Genomic DNA, 18,339 nt, shown 5'->3' on the forward strand with positions numbered 1-18,339 from the left:
GGCTTCGGCCACGTAGGCTACGTTGCCGGTGTTGAGGCCGGCCACGCACATGCGGCCGGAGCGCACCAGGTACACGCTGAACTCTTCCCGCAGGCGCTCCACTTGGGCGGGGGAAAGTGCGGCGACACGGGCATCAGTTATCGGCACATGCCTCCAGGGCTTCAATGTCTGCAGAAACGATAACGGCCAAGTGCTTTGAGATTTTCTCAATTGGCCAATCCCACCAGGCGATTGCCTCGAGCGCCAATGCGGTTTCTTGTGAAAAGCGTTCCTTGATCGTCTTTGCCGGATTGCCTCCGACCACGGTGTAGGGTGGTACATCGCCAACCACCACGGAACGCGAGGAAATGATTGCGCCGTTGCCGATCTTTACGCCGGGCATGATCAGACAGTCATATCCAATCCAGACATCGTTGCCAACGATGGTGTCGCCTTTATAGGGAAGATCAGCTGCCGATGGCATCACCTTTTCCCAGCCATTACCGAAAATCTGGAAGGGATAAGTGGAAATGCCCGACATCTTGTGATTTGCGCCATTCATGATGAACTTGACGCCACGGGCTATTGCGCAGAATTTTCCGATGATCAGCCGGTCACCGATGAACGGGAAGTGGTAGAGGACATTCCGTTCAAAGTTCTCCGAATCTTCCGGGTCGTCATAGTAGGTATAGTCCCCGATGATGATATTGGGATTGGTGACGGTGTTCTTGATGAAGCACACCTGGGGAAAGCCTGCCATCGGGTGCTTGTTTAATGGATTCGGGCCGTTCAACTGGATTCCTCTCGCGATATCTAACGTTTGTGGCAAGCAGCGACCGATAGGCAAAGGGCTAGGGACATCAAGCGCTGCCCGCTGCGCATCAGTGGTAGGGCCATCTGTGGATCATGATGCGAGGATGGCCCAACGTTCGTGGTCGCGCCAGCGCTGGCCGATCTTGAGGTAGCGCGGCGAGTAACCTTCTTGGGTAAAGCCACAAGCCTTGACGAGGGCGATGGAGGCGACGTTGCCCGGTTGAATGTTGGCCTCAAGGCGATGGAGCTTGAGCTTGGTGAAAGCGTGACGCACCACGGCGCGCAAACCGCTGCGCATATACCCTTGGCGTTCGAAGCCGGAGAAGGCGTAGTAACCGAGATAGCCGCTGCGAAATACTCCCAGCACAACGTTGGTGAGATTGATGACGCCAACGATCTGGCCAGAGCCACCAGCACAAACCAGGAAGGCACTGTTTTCCGGTTGAGACATGCGTGCGATATAGCTACGGAACTGTGCAGGCGTTGATGGTGCAGAAACCCACGGATGGTGAAGTGCGAGACTGCCTTTGGCGAGGTGCAGGAACTCCTTTTGATCGGCCAGGACCGGGGAGCGAAGTTGAATGCGCGGCATGTATTCCCAAGCATAGAAAAGCAATAGAACTGTAAAAGTGTACCTTTTAACGATTCGTTGGTTTGTAGTGTTGGCCACCGTTTTGCCGATTCATGAAATCTGTCTATGCCGCTGCCCATGTCGTCGGCTTATGCCGGTAGCCTCAAGAGTCAATGAATATGCGGTTCTGCGTGTATGACATATGCGGTTAGAATGTCTCCTCTCATACCTGACGGGAGTTGTCATGATTCGCAAGCTGTTGGCCGCATGTTTTCTCGCTAGCCTGCTGGTGGGCTGCGCTTCGGTGCCCATGGGCGATGCCAAGAAGGATGCCGAGCTGAAGTCTTTCACCGCCAAGAAGGATGTGGCGGGCATTTATATCTACCGCAACGAGTCCATCGGTGCCGCGGTCCGCATGGATGTGGAAGTGGACGGTAAACCCATTGGCCAGACGGCTGCCAAGACCTATTTCTATACCGAGGTAGCTCCCGGTACCCATACCATCACCTCCAAGTCGGAGAACGATGACAGCATCCGCATCGATACCGTAGCCGGTAAGCTTTACTACGTCTGGCAGGAAGTGAAGATGGGTATTCTCTACGCCCGCACCAAGCTGCATCAGGTAGGCGAGGACGAGGGACGCAAGGGAGTGCTGGAAACCAATCTGGCGGCGAATCAGGGCCAGTAACAGTACCGGCCTGCAGCCCATACAAGACGGCCCTTCCGGCGAGTGCATCGCCGGAAGGGCCGTCTTTTTTGCTTCTCCCGGCAGATCGCCGGGGAAATCCCGTCAGCCTTGCAGCACCGCCGCCATGGCTTCGGCCACGTAGGCTACGTTGCCGGTGTTGAGGCCGGCCACGCACATGCGGCCGGAGCGCACCAGGTACACGCCGAACTCTTCCCGCAGGCGGTCCACCTGGGCGGGGGAGAGGCCGGTGTAGCTGAACATGCCGCGCTGCTTGGTGAAGTAGGAGAAGTCCTTGCCCGGCACCCGGGCGGTCAGCACTTCATACAGCTTCTGGCGCATGGCCTGGATGCGGGTGCGCATCTCGGTCACTTCCTTGACCCATTCGGCGTGGAGGGCGGCATCGTTCATGACGATGGTGGTCACCAGTTCGCCGTGGATGGGGGGGCTGGAGTAGTTGCGGCGCACGGTGAACTTGAGCTGGCCCAGGACCCGGCCGGCTTCTTCCGCGTCCTTGCACACCACGGAGAGGCCGCCGACCCGCTCGCCGTAGAAGGAGAGGTTCTTGGAGAAGGAGTTGCTGACCAGGAAGGGCAGGCCGGAATCGGCCAGGGCGCGGATGGCGTAGGCGTCTTCATCGAGGCCGTCGCCGAAGCCCTGGTAGGCGATGTCGAGGAAGGGGATCAGCTTGCGCTCGGCGACCATGGCAATCACCTGTTGCCATTGCTCCCGGGAGAGGTCCACGCCGGTGGGGTTGTGGCAGCAGGGGTGCAGCAGGACGATGCTCTGCTCGGGCAGGCCCTGGAGACAGGCGACCATGCCGGCGAAGTCCACGCCGCCGGTGTTGGCGTCGTAGTAGGGATAGTCGTGCACGGCGATGCCGGCGCCTTCGAAGATGGAGCGGTGGTTGTCCCAGGTGGGGTTGCTGACCCAGGCTTCGCTCTTGGGGAAGTAGCGCTTGAGCAGGTCGGCGCCCACCTTCAGCGCCCCGGAGCCGCCCAGGGTCTGGATGGTGGCGACGCGGCCGGCCTTGAGGGCGGCGCTGTCGGCGCTGAAGAGCAGCTTCTGCACTACGGCCCGGTAATCGGCGGCGCCTTCCATGGGCAGGTAGGAGCGGGGCGCGGGGGCGGCGGCGATGGCGGCCTCGGCCTGGCGCACGGAGCCGAGCAGGGGGATGCGGCCCTGTTCGTCGTAATAGAGGCCGATGCCCAGATTGACCTTGGTAGTCCGGGGGTCCTTGTGGAAGGTTTCGACCAGGGTGAGGATGGGGTCGCCCGCGTAGGCGTCGACGTGTTCGAACATGGTGCGCTGGTTCCGTTGGTGAAGTGGTCAGAAAGAGGCCGCGCCGGGCAGGCCGGATTGCCCCGGAAGCGGGGCAGGGGGCCGTGGCGGCAGGGGCTTATTGTAGCCGCCCGGGCCGCCACGGCCAGCAAAAGCGTGGGGCGGACGGCAAAAATGGCTCAGGCGTTGGGCGTCTGCGGCCGGGGCAGCCACTTCAGCAGCATGGCGTAGAGCACTTCCGGATTCACCGGCTTGGGCACGAAGTCATTCATGCCGGCCTCCAGGCAGCGCTCCCGGTCCTCGCCGAAGGCGTTGGCGGTCATGGAGATGATGGGCAGGTTTTCCATGCCGGGCAGGCGGCGGATGTGGCGGGTGGCCTCCAGGCCGTCCATGCCGGGCATCTGCATGTCCATCAGCACCAGGGCGTAGGGCGTGGTCCCCCGTTCCAGGCAGGCCACGGCCTCGTTGCCGTCGGCGGCGATGTCCACCCGCAGCCCGGCGTATTCGAGCAGTTCCCGGGCCACCTCCTGGTTGATGGAGTCGTCTTCGGCCAGGAGGATGGGGGTGCCCCGGTAGTGCTGCAGCAGTTCGCCTTCGGCCGAATCGGGGCGGGGGCCGTCCTCGGGCAGGGCGGCCCGGGCCTCGCCCAGCTTGAGCCGGGCGGAGAACCAGAAGGTGCTGCCGAAGCCCAGGCGGCTGTCCACGCCGGCGTCGCCACCCATGATCTGGGCCAGGCGCCGGGTGATGACCAGGCCCAGGCCGGTGCCGCCGAAGCGGCGGCTGGTGCTGCCGTCGGCCTGCTGGAAGGGGGCGAACAGCAGGGGCTGGACTTCCGGGGCGATGCCGATGCCCGTGTCCTCCACCTCGAAGCGCAGGAAGACGTCCGCCGGCGTCAGCTCCAGCACCTTGATCCGCAGGGTGACGCTGCCCCATTCGGTGAATTTCACCGCATTGCTGGCGTAGTTGAGGATGGCCTGGGTCAGGCGGGTCGGGTCCCCCAGCAGGTAGGGCGGCAGGGGATCGACTTCCGACTTGAGGACGATGCCCTTCTTGCGCGCCCCCTCGGCCAGCATGGAGAAGATGTGGCTGACGATGCGCCCCAGCTCCACCGGCTGTTCCTCCAGCACCAGGCGCTCGGCCTCGATCTTGGAGAGGTCCAGGATGTCGTTGATGATGGACAGCAGGTGGCTGGCCGCATCGTCGATCTTGTCCAGGCGGTCCTGCTGCTGGGGCGAGGGCTCGCCCTTCTTGAGGATGTGGGTGAGGCCGATGATGGCGTTCATCGGCGTGCGGATCTCGTGGCTCATGTTGGCGAGGAAGGCGCTCTTGGCCACGTTGGCGGCATTGGCCGCATCCCGGGCCCGGGCCAGTTCCTCGGTGCGCTCGGCCACCAGCTCTTCCAGGTGGTGGCTGTAATTGCTGACCTCGGCCTCCAGGCGCTTGCGCTCGGTGATGTCCCGGGCCACCCCGAGGACGCCCAGCACCTTGCCCTGGGGCTCGACGATGGGCGTCTTGACCGTCTCGAACAGGCGCTGGCCGGAGCCGTCCGCCTGGGTGATCCATTCCTCGTTGCTCTGGGGCGTGCCGGCGGCCAGCACCTGGCGGTCTTTGTCGCGGAAGAAATCGGCCTGTTCCCGGCTGACGAAGTCGTAGTCGCTGCAGCCGATGATCTCCTGCTCCGGGCGGCCCATCATGCGTTCGAAGGCCGGGTTGCAGGCGATGAAGACGCCGGCCTCGTCCTTCAGCCAGAGGGGATCGGGAATGCCCCGCAGCAGGGTGTGCAGATGGCTGCGCTGCCGCTCCAGTTCGGCGGTGCGGCGCTTCACGGCCGCCTGCAGCACCCGCACCCAGAGGGCCAGGCCGGCGCCGGCGACCAGCAGCAGGGCCAGGCCCAGACCGAAATACCGGGCGTAGGGCATGTAGGGCACGTAGTCGATGGCCGAGCCCATCCACTTCTTTTCCAGGGCCGCCCGTTCCTCGTTGCTGATGAGGGCCATGCCCCGTTCCACCGCCGCCAGGGTGGCCGTGTCGCCCTTGCGCGTGGCCCGGTGGAAGCGTCCCTGGTAGAGGTCGAAGGACTTGCGGAACTGGCGCTGCAGATCCAGGCGGTAGAGGTAATAGTTGGCCGGGAGCTGGTCCAGGCAGAAAAGCTTGATCTCCTCAGCCATGGCGGCGGCGATCATTTCCGCGTAGTTCTTGAACTGGCGCAGGTTGGTGACGCCCTTGCCCTGCAGTTCCTCGATGCAGGCATCGCCGACCTGGACGCCGATGAGGAAACCCTTGAGGTTGTCCGTGTTGCTGATGCCGCTGATGGAGCTGTGGCTGTAGATGCCCACCGGCAGGTTGGCGTAGGGCTGGGAGAATTCGTAGAGGGCGTCCCGGGCGGCGGTGTGGAAGATCATGTCGATCACGTCCGCCTCGTTCTCCGCCATGAGGCGCTGGGCCCGGCCCCAGTCGGTGGCGATCAGCTGCACCCGGCGGCCGGTCTTCTGCTCCCACAGGGACCACAGGTCCACCAGATAGCCCACGGGCTGGCCGCTCGGGTCGCGGAAGATGTAGGGCGGATAGTTGTCGTCGCTGGTGACCCGCAGGGGCGGCTCGTCGGCACCGGCGGGTCCGGCGGACAGGGCCGCACAGCACGCCAGGAGCAGGGCGCCGAGCAGGCGGGTGATTGCGGGGACGGCGGGGAACTGCGTCATCGGGCCACCTGGAAAGGGGAGGGCGAGAATGGTCGGCGGGGATGGCGCTCCATCCCGTTCGCCTAGCAGTATGGCATAGGCCGGCCCCGGCTCCGGCGGGCAAAAGTCATGAAACGGCAGGAGGGAAGCCGGGATCGGCGTGCTGGCCAAAATGGTCGGACAGCGCCGGGGCCGATGCGTTCGGCGGGAGAGGCGGGTGGCGGGAGAAACGGGCAGCCGGCTGTCAGCCGCAGCGCGGCCCCGGGCTCAGCCGAAGCAGCGGGCCCACAGGAGGGAGCAGGGCATGGCCAGGAACAGGGCCGGCAGCATGTTCACGATGGGGAAGAACTTGATGCCGCAGATGCGCAGGCCCGTGGCCATCATGATGACGCCACCGCAGGCGGAGAAGTCGGCCAGCATCTCCGGCGTCGCCAGGGGCACCAGCAGGCCGGCGCCGAGGAAGAGGGCGCCCTGCACCAGGAGCTGGGGCAGGCAGATGAGAGCCACCGCCGGGCCCAGTTCGGCGGCGAAGATGAGGGCGGTGAACAGGTCCAGGATGGACTTGGCCAGGAGGATGTGGGCATCCCCGGTCATGCCCTCCTGGGTGGCGCCGAAAATGCCCATGCCGCTGGCGCAGAACAGCACCAGCAGGGTGACGAACTTGCCGACGAAGCCTTCCACCCGGGGATTGCCCTTCTCCCCCGGCATGAGCCTTTCCGCCTGGCGCTGGGCCCAGCCGATGGCCTTCTCCAGGCCCCGTTCCAGATGGGCCAGCTCCCCCGCCAGGGAGCCCAGGATCAGGGCCAGGGCCACCGCCGGCAGGGCGTGCACCTTGTTCATCAGGGTGGTGCCGATGGCGGCGGCGATGATGCCGAAGGTCAGGGGCAGGGTTTCCCGCACGCGGCGGGGCAGGCGGCGGCCGAGCACGGCGCCGCCGAGGCCGCCCAGGATCAGGGCGGCGCTGTTGGCCAGGGGTCCCAGCATGGGGTATTTCTCCGGGGAAGGCCGCCGGCGGCCCGCGGGGGGCTCTGCATGACGTGGCGGCTTGATTAATCAATCCGGTATGTTAAGGATTCCGGCGTGGCGAATAAAATACCGTTTTCGTTGTCTGGAATATCGAATTGATATGGGTGGCCCATGGACCTGAAGCGCATGCACTACTTCTGCACCATCGTCGAGCAGGGCCAGATCAGCCGGGCCGCCCGGGAACTGCACATGGCCCAGCCTCCCCTCAGCCAGCGCCTGAAGGAGCTGGAGGAGGAGCTGGGCACCCCCCTGTTCCTGCGCAAGGGCCGGCAGCTGGAGCTGACCGAGGCCGGGCGCCTGTTCTACCGCCGCGCCCGGGACATCCTGCGGGCGGTGGAATCCTCCCGGGACGAGGTGCTGCGCCTCGCCTCCCAGAGCGGTCCGGCCCTGCGCATCGGCCTCTCGCCCACCTGCCGCGCCCCCTGGCTGGCCCGCTGCGAGGCCCTCATGGCCCGCTTCCCGGCCCGGGAGATCGGCCTGGTGGTGGGGGATTCCAGCTACCTGGAACACCTGCTGCGCACCGGCCAGCTGGACCTGGCCTTCATGCAGCCGCCCCTGCAGCCCGACAGCTTCAATGTGCATCGCCTGCGGGCCTCGCCCTCGGTGGCCCTGGGTCCCGCCGACCTCTTCGCCCCCGGGCAGCGCCTGGGCCTGGCCGAGCTGGCGGCCCATCCCCTGCTGCTGTTGCGCCGCTCCGTCGGCATCGGCACCTACGAGCGCCTGCAGCAGCAGTTCCACGAAGCCGGCCTGCTGCCCCGGGTGGCCCTCTACAGTTCCGACGCCGGCATGTTGCGGGACCTGCTGCTGCAGGGCTTCCGCGGCCTGGCGGTGCTGCCGGCCTCGGAGGTGGAGAGCCTGGCGGCGGGCGCCGATCCGGCCTTCCGCGTCTATGACCTGGCCGTGCCCCTGCCGGACTACCAGCTGTCCCTGGTCTGCCCCCGCAGTGGCGGCGACGCGGATCTGGTGGGGGCCCTGCTGGAACTCTGGGCCGAGCCCGGGGCCTAGGGGCTCCGCCGCCGGGAGCCGCAAGCGGCGCGGCGCCTATGCCGGCGCTGCCGGCGGTGCTAGCATTCCGCCCCCATGCAACTCGAACACATCCGCCAACGCCTGGCCGCCCTCGGCGCCAAGACCTGCCACGAGGACCGGGTGCTGCGCGCCTGGCTCCAGGCCCAGCCCCTGGATGCCGGTGCCCGCCGCCGCCAGGCCCAGGACTACCTGCCCAAGGCCATCCGGGAGGAACTGCCGGCCCTGGCCGCCGACCTGGAGGCCCTGGCCCGGGTCCATTCCGAACACCCGGGGGCCGACGGATCGGCGCGCCTGCTGGTGCGCCTGGGCGACGGTCAGGCGGTGGAAAGCGTGCTGCTGCCCCGGGACGGAGTTTGCGTCTCCACCCAGGTGGGCTGCGCCGTCGGCTGCACCTTCTGCATGACCGGCCGGGACGGCCTGCTGCGCCAGCTCTCCAGCGGCGAGATCGTGGGCCAGGTGGTGCTGGCCCGGGCCCGGCGGCCGGTGAAGAAGGTGGTCTTCATGGGCATGGGCGAACCGGCCCACAACCTGGACAACGTGCTGGCCGCCATCGACCTGCTCGGCAGCGCCGGCGGCATCGGCCACAAGAACCTAGTCTTTTCCACCGTCGGCGACCGCCGCGTCTTCGAGCGCCTGCCCCAGCAGACGGTGAAGCCGGCCCTGGCCCTCTCCCTGCACACCACCCGGGCCGAGCTGCGGGCCCAGCTGCTGCCCAAGGCCCCGCGCCTGACGCCGGAGGAACTGGTGGAACTGGGCGAGGAATATGCCCGCAGCACCGGCTACCCCATCCAGTACCAATGGACCCTGCTCGACGGGGTCAATGACAGCGAGGCGGAAATGGACGGCATCGTCCGCCTCCTCAGCGGCAAATACGCCATCATGAACCTGATCCCCTTCAACGCCGTCGGCGGGGAGGATGAGGCCGGCGAGGGCGCCTTCCGCCGCCCGGCCTGGGAACGGGCCCGGCATCTGGCCCGCTACCTGCACCAGCGGCGTATCCTGACCAAGCTGCGCAATTCCGCCGGCCAGGACATCGACGGCGGCTGCGGCCAGCTGCGGGCCCGCAGCCTGGCGGAGGACCCGAGCAGTCCCCAGGCCGCTGCGCCCCAGGCCATTTCCGGCCCGGCGCCCCGGCGCCGGCAGCCGCGCCCCTGAAGCCGGCGGCGCCTCCCCCACACCCACTGGAGCCATCCATGCTGCGCCCATTCCTGTTCTCCCTCCTCCTCGTCTGCAGCCTGGCCCACGGCGCGCCGCCGGCGGAAGCCCCGGTGGAAGTGGTGGCCGCCGAATTCGGCATCTTTGAAGAGAAGAAGGGCGACCTGGTGTTCACTCCCACCGATGTGGTGCCCCACGTGCTGGGCCAGCGCTACGGCTGGGTGATCGAGGTCAAGACCAGCAAGCGCACCCTCAAGGTCAGCGAGGAATACGTGCAGCCCCGGCCCAACAAGGGCACGGCGGAAGAGAAGGAAGTGGCGCGCAACCTGGGCCTCTCCAACGACAAGCGGACCCAGGTCAGCGAACGCCTGCTGGCCCCCATGGATGGGCACATCTACGCCGAGTGGTCGGTGGGCCCCAACGAGCCGGCGGGCCACCGCCGCCTGCAGGTGCTGGTGGAAGGCCAGGTGGCTGCCCGCTTCGAGTTTGACGTGAAGTAAAAACGAAAGCGGCGGCCTGGGCGCCGCCGCTGTTGCCTGCCGGCAGCCCCAGGGCTGCCTTCCAGGCCCGGAGCGGGCCTGGCGGGGGATGTTTCAGGCGCCCTTGAGGGCCAGGAATTCGTCGATCAGGCGGGCCAGCACGGCCTCTTCGTCTTCCGCTTCCAGGCCCAGGATTTCGGCCACCATCTTCACCTTGCCCGGATTGACCCGGCGCCGTTCCGTTGCCGGTGCCGCCGGCATGGCGGGCGCCGCGGGAGCGACGGGGGCCTCTTCCCAGGGCGGCACATCGGCCGTGGCCGGGGAGGGGCTTGCCACCTGGGCTGCAGCCGGGCTGGGAGCAATATCCGGCGCGGCTTGCGGCGGGGTGTCCGGCTTCTTGCCGCGGCGCAGGCCTTCTTCCACCAGAACCTTTTCCACCACCTGCTTGGGCAGCTTCTCCCCTTCGGGCAGTTGGGCGATCTGGCCGATCAGGGTTTCCGCCTTGGCCTCGTTCTTCTGGGCCAGCTTCTCCAGCTGGATGGCGGTGCTGGTGCTGGAAATCTTGCCCGATTCGAGCAGGGCGCTGACCTGGGGCGACAGGTTGGCGGCGGCGGTGGCCTGGGCCAGCCAGGTGGCGGTGCGGCCGAAGTGTTCGGCGGCCGCATCCTTGCTCTCGAAGCGCTCGGCGATGGTCTGGATGGCGTTGGCCATGTCCCGCGGGTCCAGGGCGGCGCGCACCCCCAGGCCCAGATTCTCGAAGACCTGCACTTCCAGCACTTCCTCCGGGCTGCACGCCCGCACCAGCACCGGCACGGCGGTCTCGCCCGCCAGCAGGGCGGCGCGGCGGCGGCGTTCGCCCACCACCAGGGCGTGGCGCCCGGCGCCGTCCGCCGGCTGCACCACCAGGGGATGGATCAGGCCCTTGCGGCCGATGGAGTTGGCCAGGCCCTTGAGGCTGGCCTCGTCGAAGTGCTGGCGCACGTGGTCCGGGCCGGGCTCGATCAGGGCGATGTCGATGATGCGGAATTCCGCGGGATTGTCTTTGAAGGCCATGGCCCCTCCGCCGTCGGTTGGTAGTGGCGCGATCCGCGGCGGCTGGCCGGCGCGGATCGACGAAGGGGGCGGATGTTCCTCGGTTTTCCCGCCTTTTTCAAGGCTTGACGGATGGCCGCGGATCGTAGCCGCGGTGCAGATCTGGCGCCGCCATGGGCTTCAGGCGGCGGGGGCGTGCTTGGCCAGTTTGCGCTGCAGGGTGCGCCGGTGCATTTTCAGGGAGCGGGCGGTGGCGGTGATGTTGCCGCCGTTTTCCCGCAGGATGCGCTGGATGTATTCCCACTCGACCCGCTGCACCGTCATGCGCTCGTCCGTGGCGATGGGGGGGATTTCCCAGTGGTCGGCGGTGAGGGCCTTGACGATGTCGCCGGCCTCCACCGGCTTGATCAGGTATTCCAGGGCCCCCAGCTTGATGGCGCCGACGGCGGTGGGAATGCTGGCGTAGCCGGTGAGGACCACGATGCGGGTGCCGGGGCTGCATTCGAGCAGGGGTTCGATCAGGTTGAGGCCCGACTTGCCTTCCAGGTTGAGGTCGAGCACGACGTACTCCGGTTCGTGCCGCGCCGCCAGGGCCAGGGCGCTCTCCGGGTCGTGCCCGGCGATGGTCTGGAAGCCGCGTCGGCCCATGGCCTTGGCCAGGGCACTGCAGTAGGCCTGGTCGTCGTCCACGATCAGCAGCAGGGGGGATTCGTTGCCGTCGGCAGCGTCGGTGACGGGATTCATGTCAGCAATCCTTGAGGGGAAGTTTGAGGGTGACGTCGGTGCCCCGGGGCTGCCGGGGCGCCAGATGGAGCTGGCCGCCGCAGCGCTGGATGGCGCTGCGGGCCAGCAGCAGGCCGATGCCCAGGCCCGAGTCCGAATGCACCGGCAGGGGCTGGCCGGCGGCGGCCAGCACATCTTCGGGAATGCCCGGCCCCTGGTCGGCGATGACCAGGTGGAGCCAGGGGCCATGCACGGCGGCGCTGACTTCGAGCCACTCGGGGCTGAAGCGCACGCCGTTGTCCACCAGGTTGTGCAGGGCCTGTTCCAGAGAAACGTCGGCGGCCACCAGGCGCCCGGCGGCTTCTGCATCGATGCGCAGGGCGATGCTGGCGGCCGGATGCAGGGCCCGCCAGCCGTGGGCGCATTCCTCCAGCCAGTCCTGTACCCGCCGCTGGCGGCGCTCCTCGGCCCGGGGGCGGCCGGCCTCCGCCGTGAGGCGGGTGAGGGCGCTCTTGCATTTGTCGATCTGCAGTTTCAGGCCCGCCAGTTCCTGGCGCGTCCGGGGCGGCAGTTCGGCATCCTCGACCAGATCGTCCACCACCAGCTTCATGGTGGCCAGGGGCGTGCTCAGTTCATGGGCGGCGCCGGCGGCCAGGGTGCCGAGGGAGACCACCCAGCCGTTGCGGATCTCGTTTTCCCGGGCCCGGGCCAGGGCCTGGTCGCGGATGCGGATGGCGGCCGTCATGCGGGTGATGAACCACACCGAGATGAGCACGGAGGCGAGGAAAGTCAGCCACATGCCGAGCAGGTGCAGCTGCACGGCGATGGTGGCGTCCTTCACTTCCAGGGGCTGGTAGAAATTCCACAGGAAGGAATAGGTGAGGATGGAAAAGGCCCCCAGCAGCCAGGCCTGCAGGGTCGGCAGCATGGCGGCGCCGATGGCCACCACGGGCAGCAGCAGGGAGATGAGGGGATTGGTGGCGCCGCCGGAAAAGTAGATGACGATGCTCCAGGAGAGCAGGTCCACCATCAGCTGGGTCATGGCGGGAATGGGTTCCCGGTCCCAGTGGCGCAGCAACATGGCGGCGCCGTTCACCAGCGCCAGGAAGGTGGCCGTGGCCAGCAGGGGCAGGGGGGCGATGGTGATGCCGAGCAGGCGGGGAAAGCCCAGGGTGATGGCGGCCATGGCCAGCACCGAGCCCCAGCGCAGGGCGATCAGGAGGTCCGCGTCGAGGCGCAGGCGGCGCAGGGGCCGGGGCGGCGGGAAGGGCGCTGGCGAGGGCATGCAGGCGGCTCCGAAGGGGTGGCGACGGCGGCATTATGGACAAGGGCGTGACCGCTTGTCGCGTGACATTTAGTCACTTCCCGAGGCCGCCGCCGGCGGTCAGAATCCGCCCCGTCTAAGCTTTCCAAGCCTGGACTAACGACTAGGATTGACGCCCCAGCAATGGGGCGTCCTTTTTCCCCGGGGCCTTCGCCGCCCCGCCTGGAAGGGAGTGTCCCTTGTCCGCTCAGGATGTCTCGTCCGCCCGGCCCCGCCGCGGCCTCTCCGCTTTCCTCGCCCGCCACCGCCTGGCCTGTCACCTGGCCGTGGTGCTCCTGCTCAAGATCATTCTCCTGCGCGTGCTGTGGCTCAACTACGTGGCCCCCTACCGGGTCGCCGTGGATGAACAGCGCATGGCCCAGCAGCTCACCGGTTCCACAAAACAACCCATAAGGGAGGTTCACCATGATCGATTCGACGGTCGTTGACCTGTCGCGGCTGCAGTTCGCCGCCACGGCGATGTACCACTTCCTCTTCGTCCCGCTGACCCTGGGCCTGTCCTGGCTGCTGGTGGTGATGGAGACCGCCTACGTCATGAGCGGCAAGGAAATCTACCGGGACATGACCAAGTTCTGGGGCAAGCTCTACGGCATCAATTTCGCCCTGGGCGTCACCACCGGCATCACCATGGAGTTCCAGTTCGGCACCAACTGGGCCTACTACTCCCATTACGTGGGCGACATCTTCGGCGCCCCCCTGGCCATCGAGGGGCTGATGGCCTTCTTCCTCGAATCCACCATGGTGGGCCTGTTCTTCTTCGGCTGGCAGCGCCTGTCCAAGGCCGGCCACCTGGCGGTGACCGTGCTCATGGCCCTGGGCACCAATCTCTCCGCCGTGCTCATCCTCATCGCCAACGGCTGGATGCAGGACCCGGTGGGCTCCACCTTCAACCCGGTGACCATGCGCATGGAGCTGGTGGATTTCGCCGCCCTGGTGTTCAACCCGGTGGCCCAGTCCAAGTTCGTGCATACGGTGGCCGCCGGCTACGTCACCGGCTCCCTGTTCGTGCTCGGCATTTCCTCCTGGTATCTGCTGAAGGGCCTGCACGTGGAGTTCGCCCGCCGCTCCTTCCGCATCGCCGCCGCCTTCGGCCTGGCCGGATGCCTGTCGGTGATCGTGCTGGGGGACGAGTCCGGCTATGCCGTGTCCGAATCCCAGAAGTCCAAGCTGGCCGCCATCGAGGCCATGTGGGAGACGGAAGCGGCGCCGGCGGGCTTCAACCTGCTGGCCTGGCCCAATGAGGAACGCCAGGCCAACGACTGGGAAATCCGCATTCCCTACGTGCTGGGCCTGATCGCCACCCGCTCCGTGTCCGAGACCCTGCCCGGCATCAAGGAAATCCGCGCCGCCAACCGGCAGCGCATCGAAAGCGGTGTGCAGGCGGTGCTGGCCCTGGAAGCCCTGCGCCAGAATCCGGCCGACGCAGCGGCCAAAGCCACCTTCGCCAAGCACCAGCAGGACATGGGCTACGGCATGCTGGTCAAGCGCTACAGCCCGGACCTGGCCCAGGCCACCCCGGCCATGCTGGACCAGGCAGCCCACGACTCCGTGCCCAGGGTGGCGCCGTTGTTCTGGACCTTCCGCCTGATGGTGCTGCTGGGTTTTGCCATGCTGCTGCTGGTGGGGCTGGCCTTCTGGTACAGCGTCAAGAACAGCTTCCAGCAGAAGACCTGGCTGCTGCGCTGGGCCCTGTGGTTCATCCCCATGCCCTGGATCGCCATCCAGTCCGGCTGGTTCGTCGCCGAGTACGGCCGCCAGCCGTGGACGGTGTTCGGCATGCTGCCCACCCATCTGTCGGCCTCCAGCCTTTCCGCCGCCAGCCTGTGGGGCTCCATCGCCGGCTTCGTCGGCTTCTACACCCTGCTGCTGGTCGCCGAGATGTACCTGATGTTCAAGTACGCCCGCCTCGGCCCCGCCGCCCTGCAGCCCGCCGCCGCGCCCGCCAACGCCTGAGGAGACGACTGAGATGCTGTTCGATTATCTGACCCTGAAACTCATCTGGTGGCTGCTGGTGGGCGTGCTGCTCATCGGCTTCGCCATCATGGACGGCCACGACATGGGCGTCGGCACCCTGCTGCCCATCCTCGGCCGGGACGACACCGACCGGCGCGTCATGATCAACACCGTGGCGCCCCACTGGGACGGCAACCAGGTGTGGTTTATCACCGCCGGCGGCGCCATCTTCGCCGCCTGGCCCTTCGTCTATGCCACCGCCTTCTCCGGCATGTACTGGGCCCTGCTGCTGGTGCTGTTCGCCCTGTTCTTCCGTCCGGTGGGCTTCGAGTACCGCTCCAAGCTGCCCAATCCGGCCTGGCGCAGCGCCTGGGACTGGGGCCTGTTCGCCGGCAGCGCGGTGCCGGCCCTGGTGTTCGGCGTGGCCTTCGGCAATCTCTTCCAGGGGGTGCCCTTCCACCTGGACGAAACCATGCGCTCCTTCTACACCGGCAGCTTCTGGGCCCTGCTCAATCCCTTCGCCCTGCTCTGCGGCGTGGTGAGCCTGTCCCTGCTGGCCCTGCAGGGCGCCACCTTCCTCGCCCACCGCACCGAAGGGGAGCTGCAGGCCCGCGCCCGGGGCGCCGGTACGGTGCTGGCGGTGCTGCTGCTGGCTGCCTTCTCCGCCGCCGGGGTATGGGTGGGCCGTCTCGACGGCTTCGTCATCCAGTCCATCGCCGACGTGGGCGGTGCCCTCAATCCCCTGATGAAGGAAGTGGTGCGCCAGCCCGGGGCCTGGTTCGCCAACTACCAGAAGTATCCCCTGCTGTGGGCCGTGCCTGCCCTGGCCTACGCGGGGGGGCTGCTGGCCCTGGCCTGCCTGCGGGCCGGCAAGACCCTGGTGGCCTTCGTCGGCTCCTCCGTGGCCTGCCTAGCGGTGATCCTCACCGCCGGCGTCGCCCTGTTCCCCTTCGTGCTGCCGTCCTCCACCCTGCCCAAGGCCAGCCTCACCGCCTGGGATGCCACCTCCAGCTACGTGACCCTCAACGTCATGCTCTACGTGGCCCTGATCTTCACCCCCATCGTCATCGCCTACACCGGCTGGGCCTATCGGGTGATGGCCGGCAAGGTGACCCGGGACTACATCGTTGCCAACGACAAGGCCCTCTACTAATCAAGCAAAGGAGTACATGCCATGTGGTATTTCACCTGGATTCTCGGCCTGGGTTTCGCCGTGCTGCTGGCGGTGGTCAACGCCCTGTGGCTGGAAGCGAAGCACACGCAGGAATAGCGATCGTTCCCTCCCTGGAACGAATTTCACCGGGCCCTCGGGCCCGGCATTTTATTATGGGAGTGGGGCGGCGGCCGATGCGGGGCCGCCGTTCCGGGTCAGCCGCCGGCCGCCACCTTGGCCCGGGCGGCATGCACCTTCTTGTAGCTGTCGATCAGCCGCTGGTGCCGGTCCAGCCCTTCCAGCTTCATGCTGGTCGGGGTCAGGCCGTGGAAGCGCAGGGTGCCCTGCACCGAGCCGATCACCGCGTCCATGCGCTCGTTGCCGAACATGCGGCGGAAGTTGGCTTCATAGTCGGCCAGGTCCAGGTCCCCGCCTTCATCCTTGTCCAGCACCACTTCCAGCACCACGTTCATGGCCTGGTAGAAGAGGCCCCGATCCACAGTGTTTTCGTTGAACTGCAGGAAGGCGCCCACCAGGTCGTGGGCCTCCGCCAGCTGCCCCAGGGCCAGATGGATCAGCAGCTTCAGTTCCAGGATGGTCAGCTGGCCCCACACCGTGTTTTCGTCGAACTCGACGCCGATGAGGCCGATGATGTCGGTGTAGTCGTCCAGCTCGCTCTCTTCCAGCCGTTGCAGCAGGGCGGCCAGCTGCTTGTCGCTCAAGCGGTGCAGGTTGAGGATGTCCTCGCGGAAGGCCAGGGCCTTGTTGGTGTTGTCCCAGATCAGGTCTTCCACCCCGTAGATTTCCGAGTAGCCGGGCACCAGGATGCGGCAAGCGGTGACACCCAACTGGTCGTACACCGCCAGGTAGGCCTCCTTGCCCATCTCTTCGAGAATGCCGAACAGGGTGGCCGCTTCATGGGCATTGGATTCTTCGCCGTGGCCGGAGAAGTCCCATTCGACGAAGTCGTAGTCGGCCTTGGCGCTGAAGAAGCGCCAGGAGACCACGCCGCTGGAGTCGATGAAGTGGTCCACGAAGTTGTTGGGCTCGGTCACCGCCTGGCTTTCGAAGGTGGGCCGGGGCAGGTCGTTGAGGCCCTCGAAGCTGCGGCCCTGCAGCAGCTCGGTGAGGCTGCGCTCCAGGGCCACTTCCATGCTGGGATGGGCGCCGAAGGAGGCGAAGACGCCGCCGGTGCGGGGGTTCATCAGGGTGACGCACATCACCGGGAACTGGCCGCCGAGGGATGCATCCTTCACCAGCACGGGGAAGCCCTGTTCTTCCAGACCCCGGATGCCGGCGACGATGCCGGGATACTTGGCCAGCACTTCCGCAGGCACGTCGGGCAGGGCGATTTCGCCTTCGAGGATTTCCCGCTTCACCGCCCGCTCGAAAATCTCCGACAGGCACTGCACCTGGGCTTCGGCCAGGGTGTTGCCGGCACTCATGCCGTTGCTGAGGTAGAGGTTGTCGATGAGGTTGGAGGGGAAGTACACCACCTCGCCGTCGGACTGGCGCACGAAGGGCAGGCAGCAGATGCCCCGGGCCACGTTGCCGGAGTTGGTGTCGATGAGGTGGGAGCCCCGCAGTTCGCCGTCCGGGTTGTAGATTTCCAGGCAGTACTCGTCGAGGATTTCCTTGGGCAGGGTGTCCTTCTTGCCGGGTTTGAACCAGCGCTCGTTGGGGTAGTGCACGAAGGGGGCGTTGGCGATCTCTTCGCCCCAGAACTGGTGGGTGTAGAAATGGTTGCAGCTCAGGCGCTCGATGTACTCCCCCAGGGCCGAAGCCAGGGCGCTTTCCTTGCTGGCGCCCTTGCCGTTGGTGAAGCACATGGAGGAATGGGCGTCGCGGATGTGCAGGGACCACACATTGGGCACCAGATTGCGCCAGGAGGCGATCTCGATCTTGATGCCCAGGCCCGCCAGGAAGGCGGACATGTTGGCGATGGTCTGCTCCAGGGGCAGGTCCTTGCCCGGGATGTAGGTCTGGTGGCCGGCATCGGGTTTGACGGTGAGCAGGGCCTGGGCGTCGGCGTCCAGGTTTTCCACCTCCTCGATGATGAATTCGGGGCCGGTCTGCACCACCTTCTTCACCGTGCAGCGCTCGATGGAGCGCAGGATGCCCAGGCGGTCCTTCTCGGAAATGTCCGCCGGTAGCTCGACCTGGATCTTGAAGGTCTGCTGGTAGCGGTTTTCCGGATCGACGATGTTGTTCTGGGAGAGGCGGATGTTCTCCGTGGGAATGCCGCGGGTCTCGCAGTACAGCTTGACGAAGTAGGCCGCACAGAGGGCCGAGGAGGCCAGGAAATAGTCGAAGGGCCCCGGCGCCGAGCCGTCGCCCTTGTAGCGGATGGGCTGGTCGGCGATGACCGTGAAGTCGTCGAACTTGGCCTCCAGGCGCAGCTTGTCGAGAAAATTGACCTTGATTTCCATGGCGAATCCAAAAATGTGTGCAGACGAATAAA

At 66.5% G+C, this 18,339-nt stretch carries 17 protein-coding genes; 8 read left to right on the plus strand and 9 right to left on the minus strand.

Going from position 1 to position 18,339, the window contains the following annotated elements; translation table 11 throughout:
- Window positions 1-133 precede the first annotated feature (133 nt).
- Entirely contained in the window at window positions 134-772 is a 639-nt protein-coding gene (locus AC1RTA_RS12460; protein ID WP_492784863.1) for a Vat family streptogramin A O-acetyltransferase, read from the minus strand.
- 111 nt (window positions 773-883) lie between these two features.
- A complete protein-coding gene (locus AC1RTA_RS12465; RefSeq protein ID WP_492784864.1) occupies window positions 884-1,384 on the minus strand; it encodes a GNAT family N-acetyltransferase in 501 nt (166 codons plus the stop codon).
- Window positions 1,385-1,622: 238 nt separating this feature from the next.
- Between AC1RTA_RS12465 and AC1RTA_RS12470 the strand changes: the two genes are divergently transcribed.
- A complete protein-coding gene (locus AC1RTA_RS12470; protein WP_492784865.1) occupies window positions 1,623-2,051 on the plus strand; it encodes a DUF2846 domain-containing protein in 429 nt (142 codons plus the stop codon).
- A gap of 102 nt (window positions 2,052-2,153) precedes the next feature.
- On the opposite strand, the gene AC1RTA_RS12475 is transcribed toward AC1RTA_RS12470, so the two are convergent.
- The 3 genes from AC1RTA_RS12475 to AC1RTA_RS12485 form a co-directional block, all read right to left on the minus strand.
- Complete coding sequence (locus tag AC1RTA_RS12475; protein ID WP_492784866.1) at window positions 2,154-3,350, minus strand: amino acid aminotransferase; 1,197 nt, start codon at window positions 3,348-3,350, stop codon at window positions 2,154-2,156.
- 158 nt (window positions 3,351-3,508) lie between these two features.
- On the minus strand, window positions 3,509-6,028 hold the full coding sequence (locus AC1RTA_RS12480; protein WP_492784867.1) for a response regulator: 2,520 nt from the start codon (window positions 6,026-6,028) through the stop codon (window positions 3,509-3,511).
- Between the two features lie 246 nt (window positions 6,029-6,274).
- Complete coding sequence (locus AC1RTA_RS12485; RefSeq protein WP_014236979.1) at window positions 6,275-6,991, minus strand: DUF554 domain-containing protein; 717 nt, start codon at window positions 6,989-6,991, stop codon at window positions 6,275-6,277.
- A 153-nt stretch (window positions 6,992-7,144) separates the two neighbouring features.
- Here AC1RTA_RS12485 and AC1RTA_RS12490 point away from each other — a divergent pair, with 153 nt between their 5' ends.
- From AC1RTA_RS12490 to AC1RTA_RS12500, 3 genes are all read left to right on the plus strand, one after another.
- Window positions 7,145-8,038 carry a LysR family transcriptional regulator gene (locus tag AC1RTA_RS12490; protein WP_240190281.1) on the plus strand — a complete coding sequence of 298 codons (894 nt, stop codon included), beginning with the start codon at window positions 7,145-7,147 and terminating at the stop codon, window positions 8,036-8,038.
- A 75-nt stretch (window positions 8,039-8,113) separates the two neighbouring features.
- Window positions 8,114-9,214, plus strand: a complete 1,101-nt coding sequence (locus AC1RTA_RS12495) for an RNA methyltransferase (protein WP_492784868.1) — start codon at window positions 8,114-8,116, stop codon at window positions 9,212-9,214.
- 38 nt (window positions 9,215-9,252) lie between these two features.
- Window positions 9,253-9,714, plus strand: coding sequence for a PM0630 family protein (locus AC1RTA_RS12500; RefSeq protein WP_130458123.1), 462 nt, complete (start codon window positions 9,253-9,255; stop codon window positions 9,712-9,714).
- A gap of 93 nt (window positions 9,715-9,807) precedes the next feature.
- Here AC1RTA_RS12500 and AC1RTA_RS12505 read toward each other — a convergent pair whose 3' ends face one another.
- The 3 genes from AC1RTA_RS12505 to AC1RTA_RS12515 all read right to left on the minus strand — a co-directional run bounded on the left by AC1RTA_RS12505 (window position 9,808) and on the right by AC1RTA_RS12515 (window position 12,733).
- Window positions 9,808-10,746, minus strand: coding sequence for a ParB/RepB/Spo0J family partition protein (locus tag AC1RTA_RS12505; RefSeq protein WP_492784869.1), 939 nt, complete (start codon window positions 10,744-10,746; stop codon window positions 9,808-9,810).
- 159 nt (window positions 10,747-10,905) lie between these two features.
- Window positions 10,906-11,469, minus strand: coding sequence for a response regulator transcription factor (locus AC1RTA_RS12510; protein ID WP_492784870.1), 564 nt, complete (start codon window positions 11,467-11,469; stop codon window positions 10,906-10,908).
- Window position 11,470: 1 nt separating this feature from the next.
- On the minus strand, window positions 11,471-12,733 hold the full coding sequence (locus AC1RTA_RS12515; RefSeq protein ID WP_492784871.1) for a sensor histidine kinase: 1,263 nt from the start codon (window positions 12,731-12,733) through the stop codon (window positions 11,471-11,473).
- A 218-nt stretch (window positions 12,734-12,951) separates the two neighbouring features.
- On the opposite strand from AC1RTA_RS12515, the gene cydP reads away from it, so the two are divergent.
- Genes cydP through cydX form a run of 4 tightly spaced genes read left to right on the plus strand, consistent with a single transcriptional unit; the run spans window position 12,952 to window position 15,995 of the window.
- Complete coding sequence (gene cydP / locus AC1RTA_RS12520) at window positions 12,952-13,200, plus strand: cytochrome oxidase putative small subunit CydP (protein WP_130458126.1); 249 nt, start codon at window positions 12,952-12,954, stop codon at window positions 13,198-13,200.
- The gene (locus tag AC1RTA_RS12525) at window positions 13,178-14,725 is read left to right on the plus strand and encodes a cytochrome ubiquinol oxidase subunit I (protein WP_014236987.1); all 1,548 of its coding nucleotides are present in this window, start codon (window positions 13,178-13,180) and stop codon (window positions 14,723-14,725) included. The genes cydP and AC1RTA_RS12525 overlap by 23 nt, the downstream gene beginning before the upstream one ends.
- Before the next feature lie 13 nt (window positions 14,726-14,738).
- Complete coding sequence (cydB, locus tag AC1RTA_RS12530) at window positions 14,739-15,878, plus strand: cytochrome d ubiquinol oxidase subunit II (protein ID WP_152089544.1); 1,140 nt, start codon at window positions 14,739-14,741, stop codon at window positions 15,876-15,878.
- Window positions 15,879-15,899: 21 nt separating this feature from the next.
- A complete protein-coding gene (cydX, locus tag AC1RTA_RS12535) occupies window positions 15,900-15,995 on the plus strand; it encodes a cytochrome bd-I oxidase subunit CydX (protein ID WP_014236989.1) in 96 nt (31 codons plus the stop codon).
- A gap of 98 nt (window positions 15,996-16,093) precedes the next feature.
- Here the strand turns inward: cydX and AC1RTA_RS12540 are convergent, their stop codons facing one another.
- Complete coding sequence (locus AC1RTA_RS12540) at window positions 16,094-18,307, minus strand: OsmC domain/YcaO domain-containing protein (RefSeq protein ID WP_492784872.1); 2,214 nt, start codon at window positions 18,305-18,307, stop codon at window positions 16,094-16,096.
- Between the last annotated feature and the right edge of the window lie 32 nt (window positions 18,308-18,339).

This window comes from Azospira sp. MPR-E4, from assembly GCF_058809645.1.